The following is a 25,800-nucleotide window of genomic DNA, read 5'->3' on the forward strand; positions in this document are numbered from 1 at the left end:
CGTGTGCGTCAGTTGGGCCGGGTACCGGCGAAGTCGGCGAAGTGCTCCGTGCGCTGCTCCGGCGTCAGGTGGCAGGCCGCCCCGCGCCCTCCGGACAGCTCCAGCGGAGGCTGTTCGGTCGCGCAGCGGTTGCCGCCGACCCGCTCGGTGAACGCGCACCGCGGGTGGAAGCAGCAGCCGCTCGGCGGGTTGAGGAGGCTCGGCGGTGACCCGGGGATCGGCGAAAGCGGTACGTCGACCGGTCCGTCGAGGGTCGGCATCGACCCCAGCAGGCCCCAGGTGTAGGGGTGCTGGGGCGCGCGCAGTACTTCCTTCTTCGTACCGCGCTCCACACACCGGCCGCCGTACATCACCAGCACGTCGTCCGCGATGTCGGCGATGACGCCGAGGTCGTGGGTGATGAAGATGATCGAGGTGCCGGTCTCCTGCTGGAGTTCCTTGAGCAGGTCCATGATCTGGGCCTGCACGGTGACGTCGAGCGCCGTCGTCGGCTCGTCCGCCACCAGCAGTGCGGGGTCGCAGACCAGCGCCATGGCGATCATCGCGCGCTGGCGCATACCGCCGGAGAACTGGTGCGGGTAGTCGTCGACGCGCAGGTTCGGCTGCGGGATGCCCACCTTGGTGAGCATCTCCACGGACCGGGCCCGCGCCTCGCGCTTGGAGGCCCCGGTGTGCTTGCGGTACGTCTCACCGATCTGCTTGCCGATCGTGTGGTACGGCGAGAGCGAGGCCAGCGCGTCCTGGAAGATCATGGACATCTTGTTGCCGCGCAGCCGCTCAAGCTCACGCTCGGAGGCGGCCAGCAGATCCTGCCCGTCGAGCAGGATCTCGCCCTCGATCTCGGTGTGGTCGGGGTGGTGCAGGCCGAGGATCGTCAGGTTGGTGACGGACTTGCCGGAGCCGGACTCGCCGACGATGCCGAGCGTCTTGCCCCGCTCGACGTCGAAGGACAGGCCGTCGACGGCCTTGACGACGCCGTCTTCGGTCGAGAAGTGCACGCGCAGATCGCGTACGGAGAGGAAGGGGGTGCTCACTGGATCTCTCCCTAGGCGAGGCGGACGCGTGGGTCGATGAGGGCGTAGACGGCGTCCACGACGATGTTGAGCAGCACGATCGCGGCGGCGGCCACCATCATCACGCCGAGGAGCGTGGGGAGGTCGTTGGTCGACACGGCCTTGACCGAGAGCGTCCCGATGCCCTGGAGGCTGAAGACCGTCTCGGTGATGATCGCTCCGCCGAGGAGCACGCCGAGGTCGAGGCCGAAGATGGTGATGATGGGGCCCATGGCCCCGCGCCAGGCGAATCTGAAGAACACCGTCCGGCGGGAGAGGCCCTTGGCCCGCGCCGTGCGGACGTAGTCCTCGCTCATCGACTCCACCAGCTGGGAGCGCGACATACGCGTGTAGTTGGCCGTGAAGATGACCGAGAGCACCAGCCAGGGCAGCAGCAGGCCCGAGAACCACGCGCCGGGGTTCTCACTGATCGGCGTGTAGCTGGGCCGGTCCAGCAGGTGCAGCTGGTCGGTGAAGAAGTACATGGCGAGCACGCCGACGATGTAGATCTGCATCGAGGAGGCGATCAGCGAGGCGGAGGACGCGACCTTGTCGAGCGGCTTGCCCTGCTTGACGGCCGCGAGCATGCCGGCTCCGACGCCGAAGATGACGAAGACGAACGCGCTGCCGACGGAGAGCGAGAGCGTGGTCGGGAAGCGGTCGACGATGGTGCCGAAGACGGGCTCGCGGTTGATGAACGAGTACCCCAGGCAGGGGGCGGGACAGTGCCCGTAGGACACGTAGTCACGCCCGACGAAGATGCCTTGCAGCCAGTGCCAGTACTGCACCGGTATCGGGTCGGCGATCCCCAGGTTGTGCCGCACCAGCGCGAGGGTCTCGGGCGTGCAGACCTTGCCGCAGGCCACCCGGGCGGGGTCGCGCGGGGCGGCGTAGAAGAGGTAGAAGACCAGGGCGCTGATGATCAGCAGGATGACCGCGGCGCCGATGGTACGGCGGAGGAGGAAGCGCAGCATGGCAGTTGGATTTCCTGACGGATGCCGAGGGGTAGGAGGGGCGCGGGCGGCTCTTCACCGGAGAGCCGCCCGCGCACCGCTGGGGCCGTTCGTCAGGCCTTGACGTACGTCTTGTGGATGATCGTCGCGGAGAACTGCGGGTCCATCATGGCGCCGCCGACCTTGGAGCCGTACAGGTAGAAGCGACGCTGGAAGGTCTCCGGGATGATCGGGACGACCTCGTCCATGATCCGCTTGTCCAGCGCCGTCCAGGCGGCACCGGCCGCCTTCTGGTCGCCGATGACGACGTTCTTCTTGATGGCCGCGTCGATCCAGTCGACCTTCACCTGGGAGACGTTGTTCTGGCCGTTGCCGATGTTGGCGCTGTCGAGCAGCGGCTGGATCATCGTGTAGGCGGTCGGCCAGTCCGGGGACCAGCCGAACCACATGACGTCGAAGCTGTTGTCGACCTGCTGGATCTGGTCGTAGTACGAGGTCGAGTCGACGGGCTTGACGACCGGCGTGAAGCCCGCGGCCTTGAGCGCGTTCTCGATGACGACGGCCGTCTTGTCGTAGGTAGGGCTCTGCGGGTAGGAGTAGACGATCTTCTGGCCGAGCTTGCCGGCCTTCTTGAGGATCGCCTTGGCCGCTGCGGCGTCACCCTTGGGTGTCTTGAGCTTGCCGTAGAGGTCGAACTCCTTGCGGCCCAGGATGTCGGGGCTGAGGAGAGTCGTCGCGTAGTCGCCCGCCGACGGTCCGCCGTAGATCTTGCGGATCTGCTCCAGCGGCCAGGCGGTGTTGAGCGCCTTGCGCACCTCGACGTCCGTGATGCGCTTGCAGTTGATCGCGTAGTAGTACGTGCCGGTGAGCAGGCCGTTGAAGGTCCGCTTCTTCAGCTCCGGGTCGCTGAGCACCTTCTGCATGCGCTCTGCGGGCACGGACTTGTAGATGGAGATCATCTGCTGGTCCTTGCCCTGGTCCGCGATGAAGCGGTCCGTGGACTCCAGCGCGTCGGTGCCGAACTCGAACTCGAAGGTGTCCGGGTAGGCGTTGCGGATCGGGTCCGTCGCCGGGTCCCAGTGCTTGTTGCGGGTCAGTGTCATCGACTTGTCGATGGTGCGGTGCTTGACGATGTAGGGACCGCAGGAGGCGGGCTGCTTGTCGTACTTCTCCTTGGTGTCCAGCTTCACCGGCGTGGCGGCGTAGGAGGTCATGGCCAGGGTGAAGTTGAAGTCCGGGCGGGCCTCGGCCAGCTTGAAGGTGATCGTCTTCTTGGCCTTGTCGATGACGAGCGAGTCCAGGTGCTGGCCCTTGTACGGCCCCTCGTAACCCTTGCGCCAGTCGCCCTTGCCGGTCAGTGCCTGCTGGACGTAGGCGGCGCCCTCGGTGACGAACGGTGCCCAGGCGCGCTCGATGCCGTGGCGGACGTCCTCGACGGTCAGCTCGCTGCCGTCCTGCCACTTGAGCCCGTCCTTCAGCGTGAAGGTCCAGGTCTTGTTGTCGGCGGACGCCGTGCCGACGTCGGTGGCGAGGTCGCCGACCAGGGTCATCGCACCCTTGTCGTCGACCTTGTAGCCGGTGAGGCCACGTGCGAACAGCATCGCCCCGCTGGAGTTGTACGCGAAGTAGATCCGCTGCGGGTCGAGGTGGGAGAAGTCGTCCTTGGAGATGCCGTAGATCGTCCCGCCCTTCTTGGCGCCGGCGATCTCGGCCGCGGGGCCGGCCGAGTCCTCCTTGCTGCCGACCTTGACGGTCGCGCCGGTGTACTCGGTGGCGCCGGCGTTCGGGCTGCCGCCCTTGCCACCGCCTCCGCCCGCGTCACCACTGCTGCACGCGGAGAGAACGAGAGAGCCGCCCGCCGCGACGGATGTGGCGATGACGAAGTTTCTGCGGGAGAGAGACATGGCAACCTGCCCTGGTCGGTGAGAGGGACGAATGATCCGGCGGAGCCCCGTCGCTCCGGTCCGGGGGCGGAACTTTCAGCGCTTGGTCTTCGGGTCGAGAGCGTCACGGACCGAGTCGCCGAGGAGGTTGAAGGCGAGGACGAAGATCACCATCGACACACCCGGGAAGAGCATGAAGGTGATGTCGTTCTGGTAGACGTCGGCCCCGCGCTGGAGCATCACGCCCCAGTCAGGTGTCTTCGCGGTCAGCCCGACCCCCAGGAACGCGAGTCCGGCTTCGGCGCTCACGAACATGGGAAGAGCGAGGGTCGCCTGGATGAGGATCGGCGTCCACAGGTTGGGCAGCAGTTCCTTGAAGATGATCCGGGCGGGCGAGGCCCCGGTCACTCTGGCCGCCTCGACGAACTCCCGCTCACGCAGGGCGAGTACCTCGCCGCGCAGGAGGCGGGCGATGGACGCCCAGCCGAACGCCGTCATCACCAGGATGAGGCTCGTGATGGTGAGCCAGACGGGCGTGGCCTCCTCGGGGGAGACCAGGATCGAGATGAGCACCGGCCAGAACGCGATGAAGAACAGCGTCGAGGGAAAGGCCAGCAGGATGTCGATGACCCGGCCGATGAAGTAGTCGGTCTTCCCGCCCAGGTACCCGGCGGTCACGCCGATCACGATGCCGAGGACGGTCACCAGGATCGTCGTCACGCCCGCGATGAACAGCGAGTTGCGGATCCCGTAGATGAGGAACGTGAAGAGGTCACGGCCCAGCTGGGGTTCGATTCCGAACCAGAAGTCGCCGCTGATACCGCCGTTCGGCTTGATCGGAAAGCCGAAGTCGTTGAGCAGTCCCTCTTGGTTCTGGCCGTACGTCGTGAACGGATCCTTGCCGTAGACCTTGGAGATCAGCGGCGCGCACACAGCCACCAGAATGAAGAAAATGACCACATAGGCCGACATGACGCCGGACCGGTCACGCTTGAAGCGCCGCCAGGCCAATTTGCCCGGGGAGCGTCCGGCACCACCCTTCAGTACCGGGGATCCCGGCGTCTTCTGCGGGCTCGCTTCGGCCACCTCAAGAGGGGCTGCTGCGTTCGAAGTTGGAATCGTCATGGTGCTCCTGGCCCGGAGGGTCGAAGGACTCCGCAGGGCACACCTACGGGCTACCCGGACTTTTTCAACGCAATTCATTCAGGGTCAATGAATGTCGGACCGGCTTGAGGCGCTCTTTGGAAGCTTGACCTATGCATGACCAACTGAAGGTCATGTCTTTACTGTTTGTTTACCTGTTCCGGAGTCGATTCCATGGCGAATCCATGGAAGTCCGGCAATGAGTCCGATATCCGGGCGGCCGTGTCTCGGAATTCGTGCATCCGGTCGGAGGGGGGCCGGGTTGATGCCCGTTCGTTGTGCTGCCGTTACCGCTCCGCCGCCCGTCAGGCCGCTCAGCCCTCTCGACCGACATGTCATGCGCGTGACAAAAGTGTCCGGTCGCCGCCCCCTCTTCCCTCTTCCGGGTGACTCTCGATGTGCCCGGATGGCGGGGGTAAATATGCGTAAGGCGCGGTATGCCGTGATATTTGACATCAAGTAAGACGGAGCACTACGAGGAGGCACTCCATGCGCGGAGCCACACAGGTCAAGTGGGCCGCATGCGCGATCGCCGTCGCTCTGACGGCGACCGCCTGCGGTGGAGGGGGCGACAGTGGCGGTGGCGGTGGCGGCGCCAATGGGGTGGTGAGTTCTTCCTGGGGTGACCCGCAGAACCCGCTGGAGCCGGCCAACACCAACGAGGTGCAGGGCGGCAAGGTTCTCGACATGGTCTTCCGGGGGCTCAAGCGCTACAACCCCAAGACCGGTGCGGCCGAGGACATGCTGGCGGAGAAGATCGACACCTCCGACTCCAGGACCTTCGCCGTCACCGTGAAGGACGGGTGGACGTTCTCCAATGGTGAGAAGGTCACCGCCAAGTCCTTCGTGGACGCGTGGAACTACGGCGCGAGCCTCAAGAACAACCAGAAGAACGCCTACTTCTTCGGTCAGATCGACGGTTATGACAAGGTGCACCCGGATTCCGGTGCCCAGGCCGCCGGCGCGCTGTCGGGGCTGAAGGTCACCGGCGCGCGGACGTTCACCGTCAGGCTCAGCCAGAAGTTCTCCCTGTGGCCCGACACGCTGGGCTACGCGGCGTTCGCCCCGCTGCCCCAGGCCTTCTTCAGTGACCACGCCGCCTGGCTGAAGAAGCCGGTCGGCAACGGTCCTTACGCCATTCAGTCGTACACCCGGGGCTCGCAGATGTCCCTGCGCAAGTGGGACAAGTACCCCGGCGACGACAAGGCGCAGAACGGCGGCATCGACCTCAAGGTCTACACCGACAACAACACCGCATACACGGACCTGGTGGCCGGCAACCTCGACCTGGTGGACGACGTCCCCGCCTCGCAGCTGAAGAACGTCAAGGCGGACCTCGGGGACCGCTACATCAACACCCCGGCCGGCATCATCCAGACCCTGGCCTTCCCCTTCTACGACAAGGCGTGGAACAAGGCGGACAGCGACAAGGTCCGCAAGGGGCTGTCCATGGCCATCAACCGCAAGCAGATCACCGAGACGATCTTCAACAAGACGCGGACCCCCGCCACGGACTGGACCTCGCCGGTGCTGGGAGAGGCGGGCGGCTACCAGGCGGGCTTCTGCGGCAGCCTGTGCGACTACAACCCCGCGGAGGCCAAGAAGCTGGTCGCGCAGGGCGGCGGCATCCCCGGCGGGCAGGTCAAGATCGGCTACAACGCCGACACGGGCAGCCACAAGGACTGGGTGGACGCGGTCTGCAACAGCATCAACAACGCGCTCGGCAACGACAAGGCCTGTGTGGGCAGTCCGACGGGCACGTTCGCCGACTTCCGGAACAAGATCACCCAGAAGAAGATGATGGGCCCGTTCCGCGCCGGATGGCAGATGGACTACCCGCTCATCCAGAACTTCCTGCAGCCGCTCTACTACACCAACGCCTCGTCCAACGACGGGAAGTGGTCGGACAAGAAGTTCGACAGCCTGGTCAACCAGGCCAACGCCGAGTCGGACAAGGCCAAGGCGGTCAAGACCTTCAAGGACGCGGAGGCCGTGGTCCGGGACAACATGGCGGCCATCCCCCTCTGGTACCAGAACGGCAGCGCCGGCTACTCCACGAAGGTCTCGAACGTCGCGCTGAACCCCTTCAGCGTGCCGGTCTACAGCCAGATCAAGGTCAAGTGACCCGGTAGCGACGGCGGCGGCCCGGCACCCCGGGGGGGCGCCGGGCCGCCGGGTGTGCGGCCGGTCCCCGTCGCCCGTCACACGTTTGGCCCCTTCCGGCGGACCGGTGTTCCCGTGAGGGTGCACAGAAGATGCTATTCCGTACTAAATGGGATGTTATTTGGTTCACGTCGGGACAGTGAACGACCCGGCAATCGAGTCAACGGCCGCTCGGGGAGGCCGGTGGCACCAGGGAGGTGACTGCGCGATGCAGCCGTTCATCAGGTCCCGATCCGCCCCGGAGCGACCGCCGTCCGGAGTCCGCTGCCCGATCGACGTGCGGAGGGTGACATGGGGCGTTATGTGATCCGCCGTCTGCTCCAGATGATTCCGGTCTTCATCGGAGCCACGCTGCTGCTCTTCCTGATGGTGAACGTGATGGGGGACCCGATCGCGGGCCTCTGCGGCGACCGGCAGTGCGACCCGACGACGGCCGCCCAGCTGCAGAAGGAGTTCGGCCTCGACAAGCCCGTCTGGCAGCAATACCTGACCTACATGGGCAATGTGTTCACCGGCGACTTCGGTACCGCCTTCAACGGGCAGAAGGTCACCGAGCTGATGGCGACCGCCTACCCGGTCACCCTGCGGCTGACCATCGTCGCGATCCTCTTCGAGATCATCGTGGGCGTGACGCTCGGCGTCATCAGCGGACTCAGGCGGGGCCGGGTCGTCGACAACTCGGTCCTGGTGGCGACGCTCGTCGTCATCGCGATCCCCACCTTCGTCACGGGCTACGTACTCCAGTACCTGCTCGGTGTGAACTGGTCCGTCATCTCCCCGACGGTCTCCTCGGACGCGCCGTTCAACGAACTCATCCTGCCCGGACTGGTGCTCGCCTCGGTCTCGCTGGCCTACGTCACCCGCCTCACCAGGACGTCGATCGCCGAGAACTCCCGCGCCGACTACGTGCGCACGGCCGTGGCGAAGGGGCTCCCCAGGCGCCGCGTCATCGTGCGCCACCTGCTGCGCAACTCGCTGATCCCCGTCGTCACCTTCATCGGTACGGACATCGGCGCGCTGATGGGCGGGGCGATCGTCACCGAGCGGATCTTCAACATCCATGGGGTCGGATACCAGATCTACCAGGGCATCCTGCGGCAGAACACCCAGACCGTGGTCGGCTTCGCGACCATCCTGGTGCTGGTCTTCCTCATCGCCAACCTGGTCGTCGACCTCCTGTACTCCGTACTCGACCCGAGGATCCGTTATGCCTGAACCTCAGCCCGAGCACCAGGACGCCATCGCCGGGACCGGTGCCGGCGGAGCGACGGACCTCGCCATGAGCGAGGGCACCACACTGGAGGGCGAGCCGGGCGGCCCGGACGGCGGCGGGCCCAGGGAACGGGCCGGAAGCCTGTGGGCCGACGCCTGGCGCGACCTGAGGCGCAACCCCGTCTTCATCATCTCGTCCCTGATCATCATCTTCCTGGTCGTCATCGCGATCTGGCCCTCGCTCATCGCGTCCGGCAACCCGCTCAAGTGCGATCTGGCCAAGGCCCAGCAGGGCTCCCAGCCCGGCCACCCGATGGGCTTCAACGCGCAGGGCTGCGACGTCTACACCCGGGTCGTCTACGGCGCCAGGGCGTCCGTCACCGTCGGCGTCTGCGCCACCCTGGGCGTCGCGCTGCTCGGCGGCCTGCTCGGCGGGCTCGCGGGCTTCTTCGGCGGGGGCTGGGACGCCGTCCTCTCCCGCGTCACCGACATCTTCTTCGCGATTCCCGTGGTGCTCGGCGGTCTGGTCCTGCTGTCGGTGGTCACCAGCAACACCGTCTGGCCGGTCATCGGATTCATGGTGCTGCTCGGCTGGCCGCAGATCTCCAGGATCGCCCGCGGCGCGGTGATCACCGCCAAGCAGCACGACTACGTCCAGGCGGCGCGCGCCCTCGGCGCGTCCAACTCCCGCATGCTGCTGAGGCATGTCGCGCCCAACGCCGTGGCACCCGTCATCGTGGTCGCCACCATCGCGCTGGGCACGTACATCGCGCTGGAGGCGACGCTCTCCTACCTCGGTGTCGGACTGAAGCCGCCCACGGTCAGCTGGGGCATCGACATCTCGTCAGCCTCGCAGAACATCCGCAACGCCCCGCACATGCTCCTCTGGCCCGCCGGCGCGCTCGCGGTCACCGTGCTCGCGTTCATCATGCTCGGCGACGCGGTGCGCGACGCCCTCGACCCCAAGCTGCGCTGAGGAGTCCGCTGCCATGTTGCTCGAAGTGCGCGATCTGCACGTGGAGTTCCACACCCGGGACGGGGTCGCCAAGGCCGTCAACGGGGTCAACTACTCGGTGTCCGAGGGCGAGACGCTCGCCGTGCTCGGCGAGTCCGGCTCCGGCAAGTCCGTCACCGCACAGGCGATCATGGGCATCCTCGACATGCCGCCGGGAAGGATCAGCGGCGGCGAGATCCTCTTCAAGGACCGCGACCTGCTGAAGCTCAAGAAGGAGGAACGCCGGAAGATCCGCGGCCAGGAGATGGCCATGATCTTCCAGGACGCGCTCTCCTCCCTCAACCCCGTGCTGACGGTCGGCGAGCAGCTCGGCGAGATGTTCGTGGTGCACCGGGGGGCGTCCCGCAAGGAAGCGAAGGCCAAGGCCGTAGAGCTGATGGACCGGGTGCGCATCCCGGCCGCCAAGGAACGGGTCGGCAACTACCCGCACCAGTTCTCCGGCGGTATGCGCCAGCGCATCATGATCGCCATGGCGCTGGCCCTGGAGCCCTCGCTGATCATCGCGGACGAACCCACCACCGCCCTCGACGTCACCGTCCAGGCCCAGGTCATGGACCTGCTCGCGGAGCTCCAGCGCGAACTGAACATGGGCCTGATCCTGATCACCCACGACCTGGGCGTCGTCGCCGACGTCGCGGACAAGATCGCCGTGATGTACGCGGGCCGGATCGTCGAGACCTCGCCCGTCCACGACATCTACCAGGCGCCCGCGCACCCGTACACCCAGGGCCTGCTCCGCTCGATCCCGCGCCTGGACCAGAAGGGCCGGGAGCTGTACGCGATCAAGGGGCTGCCGCCCAACCTGCTCCACATCCCGCCCGGCTGCGCCTTCAACCCGCGCTGCCCGATGGCCCAGGACGTCTGCCGCACCGACGTACCGCCGCTGTTCGACGTGGCCGAGAACCGTCAGAGCGCCTGCTACTTCTGGAAGGAGACGCTCGATGCACGCTGACCACTCGGGGCGCAGGGAAGCGCGCCAGGAGGCCGAGATGGCACGCGCCCTGCTGGCCAAGTCACGGGAGACGAGCGCCCAGGCGGGCAGGGAACCCATCCTGGAGGTGCGCGACCTCGTCAAGCACTACCCGCTGACCCGGGGCATCGTGTTCAAGAAGCAGATCGGGGCCGTCAAGGCCGTCGACGGGGTCTCCTTCGACCTGGCGGCGGGCGAGACGCTCGGCATCGTGGGCGAGTCCGGCTGCGGGAAGTCGACCGTCGCCCGGCTGCTCGTGCACCTGGAGGAGCCGACGGCCGGAACGATCCGGTACAAGGGCGAGGACATCACCAAGCTGTCCGGCCGGGCCCTGAAGGCCGTGCGCCGCAACATCCAGATGGTGTTCCAGGACCCGTACACCTCCCTCAACCCGCGGATGACCGTGGGCGACATCATCGGGGAGCCGTACGAGATCCACCCCGAGGTGGCCCCGAAGGGTGACCGCCGGCGCAAGGTCCAGGAGCTCCTGGACGTCGTCGGTCTCAACCCGGAGTACATCAACCGCTATCCGCACCAGTTCTCCGGCGGACAGCGCCAGCGCATCGGCATCGCCCGCGGCCTCGCGCTCAACCCCGAGATCATCGTCGCCGACGAACCGGTCTCCGCCCTCGACGTCTCCGTCCAGGCGCAGGTCGTCAACCTGCTGGACCGGCTCCAGTCGGAGTTCAACCTGAGCTACGTCTTCATCGCCCACGACCTGTCGATCGTCCGGCACATCTCCGACCGGGTCGGCGTCATGTACCTGGGCCGGTTCGCGGAGATCGGCACCGACGAGGAGATCTACGAGCACCCCACGCACCCGTACACCCAGGCGCTGCTCTCCGCCGTGCCGGTGCCGGACCCGATGGCGCGCGAGTACCGCGAGCGGATCATCCTCCACGGCGACGTGCCCTCGCCCGCCAACCCGCCCTCCGGCTGCCGGTTCCGCACCCGCTGCTGGAAGGCGCAGGAACGGTGCGAGCTGGAGGTGCCGCTGCTGGCCGTCCCCGCGGTCTTCCGGCTGACGGACACCCCGGCCCGGCACGATTCGGCCTGCCACTTCGCGGAGGAGAAGAACCTGCTGCCGCCGGAGGGGGAGGGCGGCTCAGGCCCGGACGTGGAGAAGGTGGACAAGGAGGCCCGCAGGCCGCCGTCGTCGCAGCAGCCGGGCCAGGAGCACGGGCGGGCGCCGGAGAGCGGCGACGACGGGCCGCCGCCCGCCGGGAGCAGCCGGGCCGACTGACCCGGCGAACGGTTAACGCACGGGCAACTCGGCCGTCGCACGTCCGATATACGGACCCGTCAGCATGGACAACGTACGGCCGTGCGGGTGCCGTGGACCGGCCGGGGGCCGTCAAGTCCCCCGGCCGGTCGCCCGACAGGCCCTCGCGGTCGCGGCCCCCTTGTCGGGAGCCCGGGGGCGGTGGAGTATCGCTCGGGTGATACTCACGCGGGGAGCAAGAGTCACCGGCGCCGTCCTCTGCGGTGTGCTCGCGGTGATCGTCGCGAGCTGGCTCGTACGGGACATCAGGGCGGCCGGGTTCGACGAGCTGTGGCGGTACTGGGCCGGGTTCCGCGAAGCCCGCCCGCACGCGCTGCCCGCGACCACGGCCACGGATGTCGTCCTCCTCGTGGTGTACGCGGTCGCCACCGTCGCCGCGCTCCGCTCCTCGGTCGCCGCCGCGGTGCTCGTCGCCACCGGAGTGGTCACCCTTGGCGTACGGCTGCCCGGACTCTGGAACATCGGCGACCGCGCGATGGAGTCGTCGTTCCCGGACGAGCTGCGCACCCGGGCGCTGATCTGCGCCTTCGCCGGCCTCGCGGCGGGCCTCGCGCTGCTCATCACCGCCGGGGCCGGGCGCCGTCCGCCGGCCGACTCCTACGAGCGACTGCCCACCCGGCCGGGACCGGGCGCCTCGGTCACCGCGTTCCTGCTGCTGTGCGCGGCCGCCGCGGTGCTGATCGCCTGGGAGATCCGCCAGGTCGTGAAGTACCCGGAGATCTTCCCCGAGTGGTACGTGGGCGGCGACCGGATCATGCACGGGCTGATCGATCCGCCGCCGGGCTGGGGAACAGCGCTGGCCGCCCTGCTCTGCCTGTACGCGGGCGCGAGCGCCCTCTTCCACGCCGTGCACGCGAGGCCGTTCGGTCTGGTGGCCGCCGCGCTGCTGCTGCCCGGCGGGGTGCTGGGCGTGGTCCAGACCGTGCGCTACGACCTGCTCGACGACTTCGGTTCGCTGCAGAGCGAGACCCAGCTCATGGTGGTCAGCTGGTTCCTCGAGGCGTTCGTCGCCGTGGTGGTCCTGCTGGCGCTGGCCCCCAGGGGCTTCGCCGACGTCCCCGGCCCGTACGGACCGGGACCGGGGTACGGGCCCGGCTACGGCGAGCCGGGATACGGGCAGCCGGAATACGGCAGCCAGGGGTACGGAACCCCCGGACACGGAACCCCCGGGTACGGCCCCGAGGCGCATCCCGGGCAGGACGCCGGCCCGTACCCGGGGCAGCAGCCGCCCGCCCCGGGCTACGGATACCCGCAGGGCGGCGGCTTCGGACCGCCCCCGCCGCCCTCCCAGCCACCGCCGGGCTGGTAGGAGACCGGGGTCAGGCGGTCGCTTCGGTGAGGTCGGTGCGCAGGGCGGTGACGTCCTGGGCCGCGCGGGCGGCGGGGACACCCGCGCCGTTCTCCTCGCAGACGCGGATCAGGTGCAGTTGCGCGCGTTGCAGTCTGTGCAGGGTGCGGGCTGCCTTGCGGCCGTGTGCCTTCTTCATGTGCTTGCGCAGGAGGCGGCGCTCGCGCAGTGAGGTCAGGCTGTCGCGTTCCTCGGGAGTCATGAGGTCGTCGTCGAGGTAGTAGTCGGCGACGGTGCGGAGCTGGCTTCCCTCCTCGCGGCCTGCGAACTTCCACAGCAGGTAGCCGACGGCGAAGACCGGGATGCCCTTGACGAGGGACAGGACCAGGATGCCGCCCACCCCGTCGCCGCCGATGTTCTGGAGCCAGGGGGAGTTCCAGAAGAAGTGCAGGAACCAGGCCAGGGCGAAGGCGCCCACGGCTACGGCCGTGCGCTGGATCAGGGGCTTGTGCCGACGGGTGATGAAGTAACCGATGCCGAACGCGGCGACGGAGGTGTACAGCGCGTGGCTCCAGATACCGCTGAACACGCCTCGCACGAGGAACATCAGACCGACCGGGAGGACCTGGTTGGTGTAGGGGAACTGGATGGCGGTGTTGACCGAGTAGAGGAGGTCCTCGACGATCTGGAAGCCGAGGCCGATCATTGCTCCGAGGACCACGACGGACAGGATCGTGCGGAACTGGGTCCGGGCGATCATGACGAGCACGATCACGCCGAGCAGTTTGAGGATTTCCTCGTTGATCGGCCCTGCCAGCGCGGGTCCCCAGTCCTTCGTGAACTCCGGGCCGATGAGCTTGGCAGACAGTGACTGCACCGCGGAATTGACGGGGATCGCCAGGTAGCAGGCCGCGAAGCCGCCCCAGGCGAAGGCCATGGCGAAACCCAGCGGAGGGTGTTGCTCGAACAGGTCGAGGGAGCGGAAGAACAACAGGAACGGCAGCGCGTACAGGGACCAGACCAGAGTGGCGAGCACCACAGCGGTAGGCACGACGCGGTAGCCGACGTAGAAGTTCGACACCATCGAGAACACGCCGTTGACGAGGAAGAACACGAACAGCCAGAACGCCGCGCGGCGTGGCTGGAAGAAGCCGTCCACACCGATCGGCGCCTGCGCGTCGACCAGGGAGCCTGCCTTCAGCTTCCGGTGTGCCGTCAGTGGATTGTGCGATGCGCTCATTGACCGGCCCCTGTTCTGACACTGTCGACCATCGTCTGGAACTGGCTCGCCGCGGCGGGCAGAGTGCCCTGGGCGCTCTGCCCGCTGAGGGTCACCACGGTCTTCGTCCCGGGGTCGTAGGCGATCCAGAGGATGCCCTCGACCTTGGAGGCGAAATAGGAGAACTTCACCCCGGTCAGTCCGTTGCCGGTGTGGAAGGACTGGTCGTTCCCGTAGAGGTGGACCTTGCTTCCGGCCTGGAGAAGTTTCTTCTCCCTCGCCGTGTGCTCCTCCAGGGTTCCCATCCAGGTGGATGTCGAGACGCTGAACGCGCTCGCCCCGCTCGTGACCGTCGAACGCTGCCCCGGGGTGATCTCCCCGCGCTCCAGGGACCAGCCTCCGACCGGGACGAAGGACACGCTGTCCGACACCGCGATCGTCGTGCCGGGCCGCACCTCCTCCTCGCCGGAGGCACGCCCGTCCCAGATCAGCCAGAACCCGACATACAGGAACACGAAGAGCAGCACGAGGGCCGACCCTCCGAGCGTCCCGTACCGCTCACGCCGGGGTATCGCAGGCAGCGTGGGCGCCGCTGCTTGTTGAGATCTCTCCACGACAGTCCTCTCGAATACGTGACGGCATCATACGAAATCGGCCATTTCGCAAAATGATCCCACTCGCACCTGAAGCCCGATCATCCGGTAGGCGGCCACCTCGCCTCGCCCCGGACTGTGCCTCCGGGTGCCGGAGCCCGCCCCCGCTGCGCTGCCGCCGATGCTCGGTGGGTCCTACGCGGCCGGGCCCGCCAGGGACCGCTTCAGGAAGTCCACCTGGAGCAGCAGCAGGTTCTCCGCCACCTTCTCCTGCGGGGTCATGTGGGTCACCCCGCTCAGCGGCAGCACCTCGTGCGGCCGCCCCGCGGCGAGCAGCGCCGACGACAGCCGCAGCGTGTGCGCGACCACCACGTTGTCGTCCGCGAGACCGTGCACGATCAGCATCGGCCGCTCCTGCTCGGCGGCGTGCGACAGGCCCTCGTCGGTGACCAGCGAGTTGTACGCGTACACCTCGGGCCGGGCCGCCGGGTCGCCCAGGTAGCGTTCCGTGTAGTGGGTGTCGTAGAGCCGCTGATCGGTCACCGGGGCGCCCACGACCGCCGCGTGGAACACGTCGGGCCGCCGCAGCACGGCCATGCCCGCCAGGAAGCCGCCGTACGACCAGCCGCGGATGGCCACCTTCCCCAGGTCCAGCGGGAACCGCTCGGCGAGCGCGTGCAGCGCCTCGACCTGGTCGTCGAGGGTGAGGGTCAGGTCGTGCTTGACCGCCTTCTCCCAGCCGGGTGAACGGCCCGGGGTGCCCCGGCCGTCCGCGACGACCACGGCGAAACCCTGGTCCGCGAACCACTGCGAGGTGAGATGCGTGTTGTGGGTGGCGACCACCCGGCGGCCGTGCGGCCCGCCGTACGGATCCATCAGAACCGGAAGCGGACCATCCGATTCCTTGTAGCCGGTGGGGAGCAGCACGGCGCACGGAATCCGCCGTGCGCCCCCTTCGGTGAACCGGGCCCGGACGGACAGCACCGGCTGCTCCGCGTGGTTCGCGATCGTGGCGATCCGCTTCCCGTCCCGGAGCACCTGAGCGGTCGCACCCGGCCGGTCCGGAGCGGTGGAGACCATGACCGTCACCCCGCCCGCCCGGACCGCGGAATGCACGCCCACGCCCTCCGAGACCCGCTCCACGCCCAGCTCGTTGACCCGGTAGACATGGCTCTCGCCGATCTCCGGCACGGCCGCCCGCTCACCCGCCGTCGCCGTCACCAGGATGTCCGAGTCGCCGATGTCCAGCACCGACCGGATCTGCAACTGGGCCCCGGTCAGCAGCCGGTCGCCGGCCGCGAGGACCCGCGCACCGCCCTCGTCCGCGATCCGTACGAGCCGCCCGTCCGGCGCCCACGCGGGCACCCCCGGGAACAGGTCCAGCCAGACCGGGTCCTCGTCGACGTGCACCGTCCGGGTCGTGCCGGTCCCCGGGTCCACCGCGAGATGGAGCTGGCTCTGCTGGTCACGGGCCTGCACGAGCAGCAGCGGCGCCCCGGCCGACGACCAGTGCACCGACGCCAGATACGGGAACCGGGCCCGGTCCCACACCACTTCGGTGCGCTCCCCGGCCAGGTCCACCACGAAGAGCCGCACCTCGGCGTTGGGCGTCCCGGCCGCCGGGTACGCGATCTCTGCGGGCTTGCGCTCCGGGTGCGCCGGGTCGGCGATCCACCACCGCCGCACCGGGCTGTCGTCGACCCTGGCGACGAGCAGCCGGTCCGACTCCGGCGACCACCAGAAGCCCCGCGAGCGCTGCATCTCCTCGGCCGCGATGAACTCCGCGAGGCCGTAGGACACCTGTGCGTCCTCCGGCTCCGCGAGTGCCCTGTCCTCCTCGCCGCCGGCTCCCACGACGCGCAGCGCCCTCTTGGACACGTATGCGATGTGTCGTCCGTCCGGGGAGGGGCGCGGGTCGATCACCGGACCGGGCACGGGCAGCGCGCGGGCCGTGCCCGACCGCAGCTCGGCGACGTACACCTTCCCGGAGAGCGCGAACGCCGCCGACTCGGCAGCCGCGTCCACCGCGTAGCCCACGATGCCCGACGACCCCTCGCGGCTCCGTTCGCGCCGGGCCCGCTCCTGCACCGACAGCCGCTCCACCGAACCGCCCAGCAGCACCGCCGGATCGGCCACCACCCGCTCCCGGGGCGCTCCGTCGCCGTCCAGGTCCAGCACCCAGAGCCGGCCCGACCGGTCGGTGCCCGACCCCGAGCGCAGGAAGATCACCCGCTCACCATCGGGTGACACCGTGAACGCGCGGGGTGCGCCGAGGGTGAACCGCATCGTCCGGGCCGACTGGAGCGGAAAGGTGATCTCTGACGAAGTCATGTGCCGAACCTATCGGCCGTCCTCCGCCCGTGCGCCCCTCGTGCTGCTGTGCCCCGACCAATGCCTTGCCACGGATAGTTATGATCCGTAGCGCTCGGTGGGTATGAACCTGCTGGCTCCATGCGTGCTGCCCGTCCCGACCCCACTGATGGAGGTGAACCGCCGTGGCACTCTCGATTTCGGCGGTGGTGCTGCTGGCGATCGTCGTCTTCCTGCTGGTCCGGAAGTCCGGACTGAAGGGCGGACATGCGGTGGTCTGCATGCTGTTCGGTTTCTATCTCGCCAGCTCGTCCATCGCTCCCACCATCTCCGAGGTGACGACGAACGTGGCGGGCATGATCGGAGGGCTCAAATTCTGACGGCGGCAACCGTCCACGGTTCGCCGGCGCCCGGCGCGCGGGCGCCGTCGGTCATCGGGGCCGCCTACTCGTAGGGTGGTCCCCATGACGGACCTTCCCGCCCGGCGTCTGCTCCTGGTGCACGCGCACCCCGACGACGAGTCGATCAACAACGGCGCCACCATGGCCAGATACGCGGCCGACGGCGCCCTGGTCACCCTGGTGACCTGCACGCTCGGCGAGGAGGGCGAGATCATCCCGCCCGAGCTCGCGCACCTCGCGGCCGACCGGGACGACTCCCTGGGGCCCTGGCGGCAGGGTGAACTCGCGGCGGCGATGAAGGCGCTCGGGGTCACCGACCACCGCTTCCTGGGCGGCCCCGGCCGGTTCCGCGACTCCGGAATGATGGGCGCCGAGCAGAACGACCGCCCCGGCGCCTTCTGGTCCGCCGACGTGGACGAGGCCGCCGGGTACCTCGTGGAGGTGATCCGCTCGGTCCGCCCCCAGGTCCTGGTCACGTACGACCCCGACGGGGGCTACGGGCACCCCGACCACATCCAGGCGCACCGGGTCGCCACGCGCGCCGCCGAACTGGCCGCGGACCCCGCGTACCGGGCCGGCTCCGGCGCCCCGCACACGATCGCCAAGATCTACTGGAACCGGGTGCCGCGCACGGTCGCCGAGGACACCTTCGCGCACCTGCGGGCCACCGCCCCCGACACCTTCCCCGGCATCGCCGCGATCGACGACGTACCCGGTGTGGTGAACGACACCCTGATCACCACCGAGATCGACGGCACCCGCCACGCGGAGGCCAAGACCGCGGCGATGCGGGCGCACGCCACCCAGATCGCGCTGAGCGGCCCCTTCTTCGCCCTGTCGAACGATCTGGGCCAGCCCGTCCTCACCACCGAGTACTACGAGTTGGTGAGCGGCACCCCGGGCGCCGCGCCGGGGGCACGGGAACACGATCTCTTCGCCGGTGTGACGGGAGTGGACCAGTGAGCAGCAGCAGACAGCGGGCCGCACGGACCAACGCACCGCCGAGGGACATTCCGGCCACCGGGCTGGCCGCCCCCCTCAACCCCCGCCGGATCGCCGCCCTGCTGGGCCTCGCGGTCCTCGGCGCGCTCGTCGGGATCGCCGGGACGCTGGTCCAAGCCGCCTGGTTCCCGGGCGGATTGCTGCTCACACTGCTCGCGTCCGGCGGTCTCTTCTACGGCGGCCGCGTCCTCATGGGTACGCAGCCCGGCGCCCTGGCACCCGCCGCGGGGTGGCTGGTTTCGGTCATTGTCCTACTGGGCGGACGCCCCGAAGGCGACTATGTCTTCGGTGACGAACTGGGCCTCGCCCTCTTCATGCTGGGCGGGATGGTCATCGCTGTGATCTGTGCCACCATGTCGCGGTCACCCCAACCGGGTGCCGACAACGGCCGACCTGGCAAGTAATGTGCCACGTCCGATCCCGTAATGCCCCCTGTCCGTCCGGGGGGTGCGCAGTCGTTTCCCCCGGTCGCGGGGTGTCTGTCGGCCGCGGCCAGTAAGGTGGTTCGCGCGCCGAGCCGTCCCCTGCCCTGCGGCATGGGGGAGAGTACGGGCGGCGGAGCCAATCGGGAGAACCTGCTTTGAGTCGTGAAACTGACAGTTCGTCCTCCGGGCCCCAGAGCCGCGGGGGAGCCGCGTACCCCTCGGGTACGCCGCCGTACGGATCCCGCCAGTATCCGTCGCTGCACCCTTCGCAGGATGCCCCGGAGGAGACCCCGGAGCCTGCGGATCCGCCCCAGCCCGAAGAGCCGAGGACGGAGACGACGCTGACGACGCGTATCCGGATCAACATCCCCGGCTCGCGTCCCATCCCACCGGTTGTCATGCGTACGCCCATGAGCGACGCGGACGGCGGCCCCGGCAACGAACGCACGGGCACCATCCCGCGTCCGGGCCCCTCCGCGCCCAAGGGTGCGCAGGGGACCCCCGCCGCACCGGGGTCCGAGGGCAGGGACGGGCCCGCCCCCGCGGCGGAGCCCGCTGCCGAGAAGCCGGCCAGGGAGAAGAGCGGCAGCGACTGGTTCGCACCGCGCAAGCCCCCGGCCGACGCGCCCGCGAACGGGTCGACGGGCCAGCCGTCGTCCGGCGGCACGAACGGCGCCGGTTTCTCCGCCACCGGCCCGGGGGGCGGTACGAACGGCGCCGGTTTCTCCGCCACCGGCCCGGGGGGCGGTACGAACGGCGCCGGTTTCTCCGCCACCGGCCCCGGTCCTGGCACGAACGGCGCGGGCTTCTCCGCCACCGGCCCCGGCGGCCGGGCGGACGGTCCGGGACCCGACCGGGCCACCCCGCCCGCCGGCCCACGCGCCGATCTGCCGTACTTCTCGGACGGCCCGCAGCAGCCGGGCGAGCCCGGCGCGCCCGGCTCCGACGAGTTCGGCGCGGACGGCCCCGGCGGGCCGCGCGCCACGCCGAACCTCGGTATCCGTCCGCCGGGCCCGTCCGGACCCACCACGGGACCGGCCGGCGGCACCTCCCCGCTCACCCCGAACCTCGACGGGCCGGGCCCCTTCGGCTCGGGACCGGGCGGACCGCAGGCCCCCGGTGGCCCCGGTGGCGTGCCGCCGCGGATGTCCGACGACACCGCGATCCTCACGCCGCAGTTCCCGGCTCCCGGCTCGGGTCCCGGGGGCCCCGGCCCCGGCTCGGGCTCCGGCTCCGGCTCCGGCTCGGGTGACAACGTCTCGGGTGACACGCTGACCAGCGGCATCCCCGTGGTGCCGTCCGAGCGCCGTACACCGGGGTCCTCGTCGCCGTTCCAGGGTCCCGACCTCACCCCGCGTATCCCGGACAACCCGATGGGCACCGGACCGGCCGGCCCGGGAGGGTTCGCCGTGCAGGCGCCCGAGGCCGCCGCGCGCACCGCTCCGGAGTCCGCCTCTGCGAAGGCCCCGGCGAAGAAGGGCCGTTCGAAGCTGGTCCTGCTCTGCGTGGCCGCCGTCTGCGTGCTCGGGGTCGCGTACGGCGCCGGTCTGCTGATGAACCACTCCGACGTCCCCAAGGGCACCACCGTCCTCGGCGTCGACATCGGCGGCGGCACGAAGGAGGACGGTGTCGAGAAGCTGGACGCCGCTCTCGGCGAACGGGCCAAGGCCCCGCTCCGGCTGAGCGTGGACGGCAAGGAGACGCAGCTCGCACCGGACAAGGCCGGACTCGCCCTGGACAGCCAGGCGACCGTGCGCTCCGCGGCGGGCAGCGACTACAACCCGGTCTCCGTCATCGGCTCCCTCTTCGGCGGCACGCGTGACATCGACCCGGTGATCCCGGTCGACACGGAGAAGCTCGGAGTCGCACTGACGGACCTGGCGGGTGCCTCCGGCTCGGCCGGCGACGGCACGATCAAGTTCGAGCCGGGCAAGGCCGTCGCCGTACCGGGCAAGGCGGGCAAGGCGCTCGACGTCAACCAGTCGATGGGCTCGGTCCGGGACGCCTACCGCGCCCAGGTGGAGACGGGCAAGGCGGCCACCGTCGAACTGCCGGTCGCCACCCGCGAGCCCACCATCGACCAGGCCGAGCTGGACCGGGCGATGAAGGCCTTCGCGGAGCCCGCGATGTCCGGCCTGATCACCATCAAGGCCGGGCCCAAGATGATCCAGTTCGGACCGGACCGGTCCCTGCCGAAGATCCTCTCGATGGTGGCGGTCGACGGCAAGCTCGTCGACCACTACGACAAGAAGGCCATCGACACCCTCGGCGAAGGCGTCTTCGACGGCATCATGGTCACCAGGAGCGACGGTACGAAGCACCAGCTCAGCGCGGACGACGTGGCCGTCGCCATGAAGAGCGCGCTCGTGGGCAAGACCCCCGCGGAGCGGACCGTCACGATCGACCTCGGCGGCACCGGCTGACACAGGGCCGCACAGCACAGCACGACAAGGACGCCGCCCCCGACCGGACCACCGGCCGGGGGCGGCGCCGTATCCGGCCGTCCCCGAGGTCCCCGGCACACGGCGTCGCCGCGGCCGTCACACGTACGGCATGACATCTGTCATCCCGGATTCACGACCCGTGACCCTGCCGGGCGCACACCCCGCTCCGCCAGGCTGGACCCATGACAACGACAGCTCCCGAAGTCACCGCGGCGAAGACCGCCGTGGTCAGCTTCGACCAGGTCAGCAAGGCATACGGCGAGGTACGCGCCGTGGACGGGCTCACGCTCGACCTGCACCCCGGCGAGACCGTGGCGCTCCTCGGGCCCAACGGCGCGGGCAAGTCCTCCGCCCTCGACCTCCTTCTCGGCCTGCGCACGGCCGACTCCGGGACCGTCCGCCTCTTCGGCACGACCCCGCAGGCGGCCATCGCGGCCGGCCGCGTCGGCGCGATGCTGCAGACCGGCGGCCTGATGGAGGAGGTCACGGTCGAGGAGCTGGTCGGACTCGTCTGCGATCTGCACCCCAGGCCCTACCCGGTGACCGAGGTGCTGGCGCGGTCCGGGATCGCGTCGATCGCCGGCCGCATGGTCAACAAGCTCTCCGGCGGCCAGGAGCAGCGCGTACGCTTCGCGCTCGCCACCGCCGGGGCCAATGACCTGATCGTGCTCGACGAGCCGACCACCGGGATGGACGTCACCGCCCGGAAGGCCTTCTGGGCCACCATGCGCGAGCAGGCCGACCAGGGCCGGACCGTCCTGTTCGCCACCCACTACCTCGAAGAGGCCGACGCCATCGCCGACCGCGTGCTGGTCCTGCACAAGGGCCGGATCCTCGCCGACGGCACGGCGGCCGAGATCAAGGCCAGGGCGGGGGCCCGCCGGATCTCCTTCGAGCTGGAGGGCCCGGTCGACGAAGAGGCCCTGCGCGCCCTGCCGTTCCTCTCCACGCTCGACATCAACGGCCACCGGGTCCGTATCCAGTCGCACAACGCCGACGCGACCGTGCACGCCGTCTACGGCCTCGGCCTCTACCCGCGCGAGCTCGAAGTCGCGGGACTCGGACTGGAGCAGGCCTTCGTCGCCATCACCGAGGCCGAGGAGGCCAGGACCGCATGCTGAACTTCTTCTCGTGGGCGCTCATCAGGCTCGAAGTGACCCGCACGCTGCGGAACAAGAAGTTCATGTTCTTCTCGATCATCTACCCGTCGGTGCTCTACGTGCTGATCTCCAGCACCCAGAACACCAGCGACAAGGTGCCGCACACCGATCTGACCCTCCAGTCCTTCTTCATGGTCTCGATGGCCTCCTTCGGTGCGCTGACCGCCGTCCTGATGGGCAACAGCGAACGCATCGCCAAGGAGCGCGAGAAGGGCTGGGTCCGCCAGCTCCGGCTGACCGCGCTGCCCAGCCGCGGCTACGTCCTGGCCAAGATCGCCAGCGCCGCGATCGTCACCCTGCCCTGCATCGTGGTCGTCTTCCTCGTCGCCGCGTCCGCCAAGCACGTGCGGTTCGACCTCTGGCAGTGGCTGGCCCTGACCGGCCTCATCTGGGCCGGTTCGCTGGTCTTCGCCGCCCTCGGCGTCGCCATCGGCTACGTCGCCAGCGGTGACGCGGTGCGCCCGATCACCATGATCATCTACTTTGGGCTCTCGATCCTCGGCGGCCTGTGGATGCCCACCTCGACCTTCCCGCAGTGGATCCAGAACATCTCCGAATGGCTGCCCACCCACGCGTACGCCGCACTCGGCCAGGCCGTCGAGATGGGCGGCGCGCCGCACGCCAAGGACATCGCCATCCTCTGCGTCTACTTCCTGCTCTTCGCGGGCGGTGCGGCCTGGCTCTACCGGAAGGACACCCTGAAGGCGTGAAGGAAGAAGACGAGATGTCCGTGGGCATCGGGCGCCCGCCGGGGGATCGCAAACAGGCCGGGATCAAGAGCCTCTGGATCGGCGTCTGGCTCGCCTTCATGAGCGCGCCGATCAAGGATCTCGTCGACGGCGACCACACCCCGTGGGCGACCGTGCTCGGCGCCCTCGGCCTGGTGGTCTTCGTCGGCTGCTATCTGCTTCTCGTCTTCCGTCCCTCGCCGAAGATGCTCAGCCCGGTCCAGGTCCGGTTCGCGCTCGCCTTCCTCAGCGGCCTCGCCGTCACGCTGTCCCTGACGCTCGGCAGCCCGTGGCTGGTCCTGTTCGTGTACGTCTCGGTCTGCGCGGGGGCCGCGCTGCCCCTGCGGACCGCCCGTTGGCTGATCCCCGTCACCGCTGCCGTGCTCGTCGCCATCGGCCTGGCCGGTGACCACTCCCGCGAGGTCATCACGGCGCTGGTCTTCCCGGCGCTGCTCGGCGGGTTCGCGATGACCGGCATCCGGCAGATGATCCTCACCACCATCCAGCTCCGTGAGGCCCGCGCCACCGTCGCCCAGCTCGCCGCCAACGAGGAACGGCTGCGGCTGGCCCGGGATCTGCACGACCTGCTCGGCCACTCCCTCTCGCTGATCACCCTCAAGAGCGAACTGGCCGGGCGGATGCTCCCCGACCACCCCGACCAGGCGGCCGTGCAGGTCGCCGACATCGAACGGGTCAGCCGGCAGGCCCTGGTGGACGTGCGCAGCGCCGTCACCGGCTACCGCCGGCCGACCCTCCCCGGCGAACTGGCCGGTGCCCGCACCGCGCTGGCCGCCGCCGGAATCACCGCGGACATCCCGGCCGAGCCGCCCGAGGACCTCCCCGAGAAGCAGGAGGAGGTGCTCGCCTGGGCACTGCGGGAAGCCGTCACCAACGTCGTACGCCACAGCGACGCCCGGAGCTGCACGGTCACCCTCGCCCCGCGCCAGACCCTGGACGGGCGGGTCCTCGAACTCACCGTCGCCGACGACGGCCGCGGCGCCTCCGGTCCGACGCCCGGCAACGGTCTCACCGGTATCGCCGAGCGCCTCGCCACGGTCGACGGGACGCTGACCACCCGGGCCACCAACTCCCGTTCCGGGAAAGGCTTCACCATCGCCCTCGGCGTGCCACTCGAATCCGGCCTAGGATCCGGGGAATGAGCATGATCAGACTCCTCCTCGCCGAGGACCAGTCCATGGTGCGCGAAGCCCTGGCGGCGCTCCTCGGCCTGGAACCCGACATCGAGGTCGTCGCGCAGGTCGCCCGCGGTGACGAGGTACTGGCCGCGGCCCGGGAACACGCCGTCGACGTGGCCCTCCTGGACATCGAGATGCCCGGCATGACGGGCATCGAAGCGGCGGCCGCGCTGCACCGCGAACTCCCGGACGTCAAGGTCGTCGTCGTCACCACCTTCGGCCGCCCCGGCTACCTCCGCCGCGCGATGGAGTCGGGCGCCGACGCGTTCCTGGTGAAGGACGCCCCGGCGTCCCAGCTCGCCGAGGCGGTACGCAAGGTGCTCACCGGCGAGCGCGTCATCGACCCGACCCTCGCGGCCGCCGCCCTCGCCGACGGGGCCAGCCCACTGACCGACCGGGAGCGCGAGGTGCTGCGCGCGGCGGCGGACGGTTCGACCAATGCGGAGATCGCCGCGGTGCTGCACCTGTCCCAGGGCACGGTCCGCAACTACCTCTCGATGGCGATCCAGAAGATGGCGGCGCGCAACCGGGCGGAGGCGGTCCGGAGGGCGCGGGAGAAGGGCTGGCTCTGACCGCGAGCCGTGCCGTGCGCCCGTCCGAGGCGGGGCCGGGGACTTCATCGGCACGGTGACACCAGCCCCGCCTCGTACGCGATGATGACCAGCTGCACCCGGTCCCGCGCGTCGAGCTTCGCGAGCAGCCGGGTCAGATACGTCTTCGCGGTGGCGACGCTGATGAACAGCCGCTCCGCGATCTCCGCGTTGGACAGCCCGCTGCCGACCAGCACCAGCACCTCGCGCTCCCGTTCGGTGATCGCGGTGAGCGGCCGCCGCGGCGACGTGGAGGCGGGGCGGCCCGCGAACTCCTTGATCAGCCGCCGGGTGACGCTCGGCGCGATCAGTGCGTCCCCGGCCGCCACCACCCGGACCGCCGCCAGAATGTCGTCCAGCGCCATGTCCTTGACCAGGAAGCCGGCCGCACCGGCGCGCAGCGCCCCGTAGACGTAGTCGTCGTCGTCGAACGTCGTCAGGACCAGCACATGCGCGGCACCGGTCCCCGCGGTGATCCGCTCGGTGGCCTCGATGCCGTTCAGCCCCGGCATCCGGATGTCCATCACGACGACATCGGGGGCCAGTTGCTCCGTCAGTCGCACCGCCTCGTCGCCCGTCCCGGCCTCGCCCACCACGTCCAGGTCGGGGAGGTCGGCGATGACCATGCGCAGCGCGGCCCGCACCAGCGGCTGGTCATCGGCGAGCAGCACCCGGATCGGGGCGGAGGGCGATGTCGATGTCGACGTCGGGGTCTGGGCCGGGGCCGGGGGTGGGAGCGAGGGCGATGTCGTGGCGGTGGCCGTGGCCGTG

The 25,800-nt window shown here is 69.5% G+C and carries 22 protein-coding genes; 14 read left to right on the plus strand and 8 right to left on the minus strand.

Features of this window, described 5'->3' with window-relative positions; all coding sequences use genetic code 11:
* Positions 1 to 8: 8 nt before the first annotated feature.
* From ACIQM0_RS04965 to ACIQM0_RS04980, 4 genes are all read right to left on the minus strand, one after another.
* A complete protein-coding gene (locus ACIQM0_RS04965; protein ID WP_401283622.1) occupies positions 9 to 1,034 on the minus strand; it encodes an ABC transporter ATP-binding protein in 1,026 nt (341 codons plus the stop codon).
* A gap of 11 nt (positions 1,035 to 1,045) precedes the next feature.
* Positions 1,046 to 2,026, minus strand: coding sequence for an ABC transporter permease (locus tag ACIQM0_RS04970; RefSeq protein ID WP_363027571.1), 981 nt, complete (start codon positions 2,024 to 2,026; stop codon positions 1,046 to 1,048).
* A 92-nt stretch (positions 2,027 to 2,118) separates the two neighbouring features.
* Positions 2,119 to 3,909, minus strand: coding sequence for an ABC transporter substrate-binding protein (locus tag ACIQM0_RS04975; protein WP_401283624.1), 1,791 nt, complete (start codon positions 3,907 to 3,909; stop codon positions 2,119 to 2,121).
* Positions 3,910 to 3,984: 75 nt separating this feature from the next.
* On the minus strand, positions 3,985 to 5,013 hold the full coding sequence (locus ACIQM0_RS04980; protein WP_401283626.1) for an ABC transporter permease: 1,029 nt from the start codon (positions 5,011 to 5,013) through the stop codon (positions 3,985 to 3,987).
* A 507-nt stretch (positions 5,014 to 5,520) separates the two neighbouring features.
* Here ACIQM0_RS04980 and ACIQM0_RS04985 point away from each other — a divergent pair.
* The 6 genes from ACIQM0_RS04985 (at position 5,521) to ACIQM0_RS05010 (ending at position 12,982) form a co-directional block, all read left to right on the plus strand.
* Complete coding sequence (locus ACIQM0_RS04985) at positions 5,521 to 7,155, plus strand: ABC transporter substrate-binding protein (protein WP_401283628.1); 1,635 nt, start codon at positions 5,521 to 5,523, stop codon at positions 7,153 to 7,155.
* Positions 7,156 to 7,485: 330 nt separating this feature from the next.
* Positions 7,486 to 8,409: an ABC transporter permease gene (locus tag ACIQM0_RS04990; RefSeq protein WP_363027579.1), complete on the plus strand. Its 924-nt coding sequence runs from the start codon at positions 7,486 to 7,488 to the stop codon at positions 8,407 to 8,409.
* Positions 8,402 to 9,382, plus strand: a complete 981-nt coding sequence (locus tag ACIQM0_RS04995; protein ID WP_401283630.1) for an ABC transporter permease — start codon at positions 8,402 to 8,404, stop codon at positions 9,380 to 9,382. Before ACIQM0_RS04990 ends, ACIQM0_RS04995 begins: the two co-directional genes overlap by 8 nt.
* A 13-nt stretch (positions 9,383 to 9,395) precedes the next feature.
* Positions 9,396 to 10,373, plus strand: coding sequence for an ABC transporter ATP-binding protein (locus ACIQM0_RS05000; protein ID WP_401283632.1), 978 nt, complete (start codon positions 9,396 to 9,398; stop codon positions 10,371 to 10,373).
* Positions 10,363 to 11,634, plus strand: coding sequence for an ABC transporter ATP-binding protein (locus ACIQM0_RS05005; protein WP_401283634.1), 1,272 nt, complete (start codon positions 10,363 to 10,365; stop codon positions 11,632 to 11,634). Before ACIQM0_RS05000 ends, ACIQM0_RS05005 begins: the two co-directional genes overlap by 11 nt.
* A 196-nt stretch (positions 11,635 to 11,830) precedes the next feature.
* Entirely contained in the window at positions 11,831 to 12,982 is a 1,152-nt protein-coding gene (locus tag ACIQM0_RS05010) for a hypothetical protein (protein ID WP_401283636.1), read from the plus strand.
* A 10-nt stretch (positions 12,983 to 12,992) separates the two neighbouring features.
* On the opposite strand, the gene ACIQM0_RS05015 is transcribed toward ACIQM0_RS05010, so the two are convergent.
* The 3 genes from ACIQM0_RS05015 to ACIQM0_RS05025 all read right to left on the minus strand — a co-directional run bounded on the left by ACIQM0_RS05015 (position 12,993) and on the right by ACIQM0_RS05025 (position 17,059).
* Positions 12,993 to 14,201: a PrsW family intramembrane metalloprotease gene (locus ACIQM0_RS05015; protein ID WP_401283638.1), complete on the minus strand. Its 1,209-nt coding sequence runs from the start codon at positions 14,199 to 14,201 to the stop codon at positions 12,993 to 12,995.
* A complete protein-coding gene (locus tag ACIQM0_RS05020; protein ID WP_401283639.1) occupies positions 14,198 to 14,707 on the minus strand; it encodes a hypothetical protein in 510 nt (169 codons plus the stop codon). The genes ACIQM0_RS05015 and ACIQM0_RS05020 overlap by 4 nt, the downstream gene beginning before the upstream one ends.
* A 261-nt stretch (positions 14,708 to 14,968) precedes the next feature.
* The gene (locus ACIQM0_RS05025) at positions 14,969 to 17,059 is read right to left on the minus strand and encodes a prolyl oligopeptidase family serine peptidase (protein WP_401284153.1); all 2,091 of its coding nucleotides are present in this window, start codon (positions 17,057 to 17,059) and stop codon (positions 14,969 to 14,971) included.
* Positions 17,060 to 17,268: 209 nt separating this feature from the next.
* On the opposite strand from ACIQM0_RS05025, the gene ACIQM0_RS05030 reads away from it, so the two are divergent.
* From ACIQM0_RS05030 to ACIQM0_RS05065, 8 genes are all read left to right on the plus strand, one after another.
* Positions 17,269 to 17,463, plus strand: coding sequence for a hypothetical protein (locus ACIQM0_RS05030; RefSeq protein ID WP_363027592.1), 195 nt, complete (start codon positions 17,269 to 17,271; stop codon positions 17,461 to 17,463).
* An 84-nt stretch (positions 17,464 to 17,547) separates the two neighbouring features.
* Positions 17,548 to 18,447 carry an N-acetyl-1-D-myo-inositol-2-amino-2-deoxy-alpha-D-glucopyranoside deacetylase gene (gene mshB, locus ACIQM0_RS05035; protein ID WP_401283642.1) on the plus strand — a complete coding sequence of 300 codons (900 nt, stop codon included), beginning with the start codon at positions 17,548 to 17,550 and terminating at the stop codon, positions 18,445 to 18,447.
* Entirely contained in the window at positions 18,444 to 18,890 is a 447-nt protein-coding gene (locus ACIQM0_RS05040) for a DUF6113 family protein (protein ID WP_401283644.1), read from the plus strand. The genes mshB and ACIQM0_RS05040 overlap by 4 nt, the downstream gene beginning before the upstream one ends.
* Before the next feature lie 431 nt (positions 18,891 to 19,321).
* Entirely contained in the window at positions 19,322 to 21,334 is a 2,013-nt protein-coding gene (locus tag ACIQM0_RS05045) for a hypothetical protein (protein ID WP_401283646.1), read from the plus strand.
* A gap of 203 nt (positions 21,335 to 21,537) precedes the next feature.
* Positions 21,538 to 22,476 carry an ABC transporter ATP-binding protein gene (locus tag ACIQM0_RS05050; RefSeq protein ID WP_401283648.1) on the plus strand — a complete coding sequence of 313 codons (939 nt, stop codon included), beginning with the start codon at positions 21,538 to 21,540 and terminating at the stop codon, positions 22,474 to 22,476.
* On the plus strand, positions 22,470 to 23,225 hold the full coding sequence (locus ACIQM0_RS05055; protein ID WP_401283650.1) for an ABC transporter permease: 756 nt from the start codon (positions 22,470 to 22,472) through the stop codon (positions 23,223 to 23,225). Before ACIQM0_RS05050 ends, ACIQM0_RS05055 begins: the two co-directional genes overlap by 7 nt.
* 14 nt (positions 23,226 to 23,239) lie before the next feature.
* Positions 23,240 to 24,403, plus strand: coding sequence for a sensor histidine kinase (locus ACIQM0_RS05060; protein ID WP_401284155.1), 1,164 nt, complete (start codon positions 23,240 to 23,242; stop codon positions 24,401 to 24,403).
* The gene (locus tag ACIQM0_RS05065) at positions 24,400 to 25,011 is read left to right on the plus strand and encodes a response regulator (RefSeq protein WP_401283651.1); all 612 of its coding nucleotides are present in this window, start codon (positions 24,400 to 24,402) and stop codon (positions 25,009 to 25,011) included. The genes ACIQM0_RS05060 and ACIQM0_RS05065 overlap by 4 nt, the downstream gene beginning before the upstream one ends.
* Positions 25,012 to 25,055: 44 nt before the next feature.
* Here the strand turns inward: ACIQM0_RS05065 and ACIQM0_RS05070 are convergent, their stop codons facing one another.
* Positions 25,056 to 25,706 carry a response regulator gene (locus tag ACIQM0_RS05070; RefSeq protein ID WP_401284157.1) on the minus strand — a complete coding sequence of 217 codons (651 nt, stop codon included), beginning with the start codon at positions 25,704 to 25,706 and terminating at the stop codon, positions 25,056 to 25,058.
* Positions 25,707 to 25,800 lie beyond the last annotated feature (94 nt).

The sequence above is a fragment of the Streptomyces sp. NPDC091387 genome (assembly GCF_044756945.1).
In the GTDB taxonomy this organism is placed as follows: Bacteria; Actinomycetota; Actinomycetes; order Streptomycetales; family Streptomycetaceae; genus Streptomyces.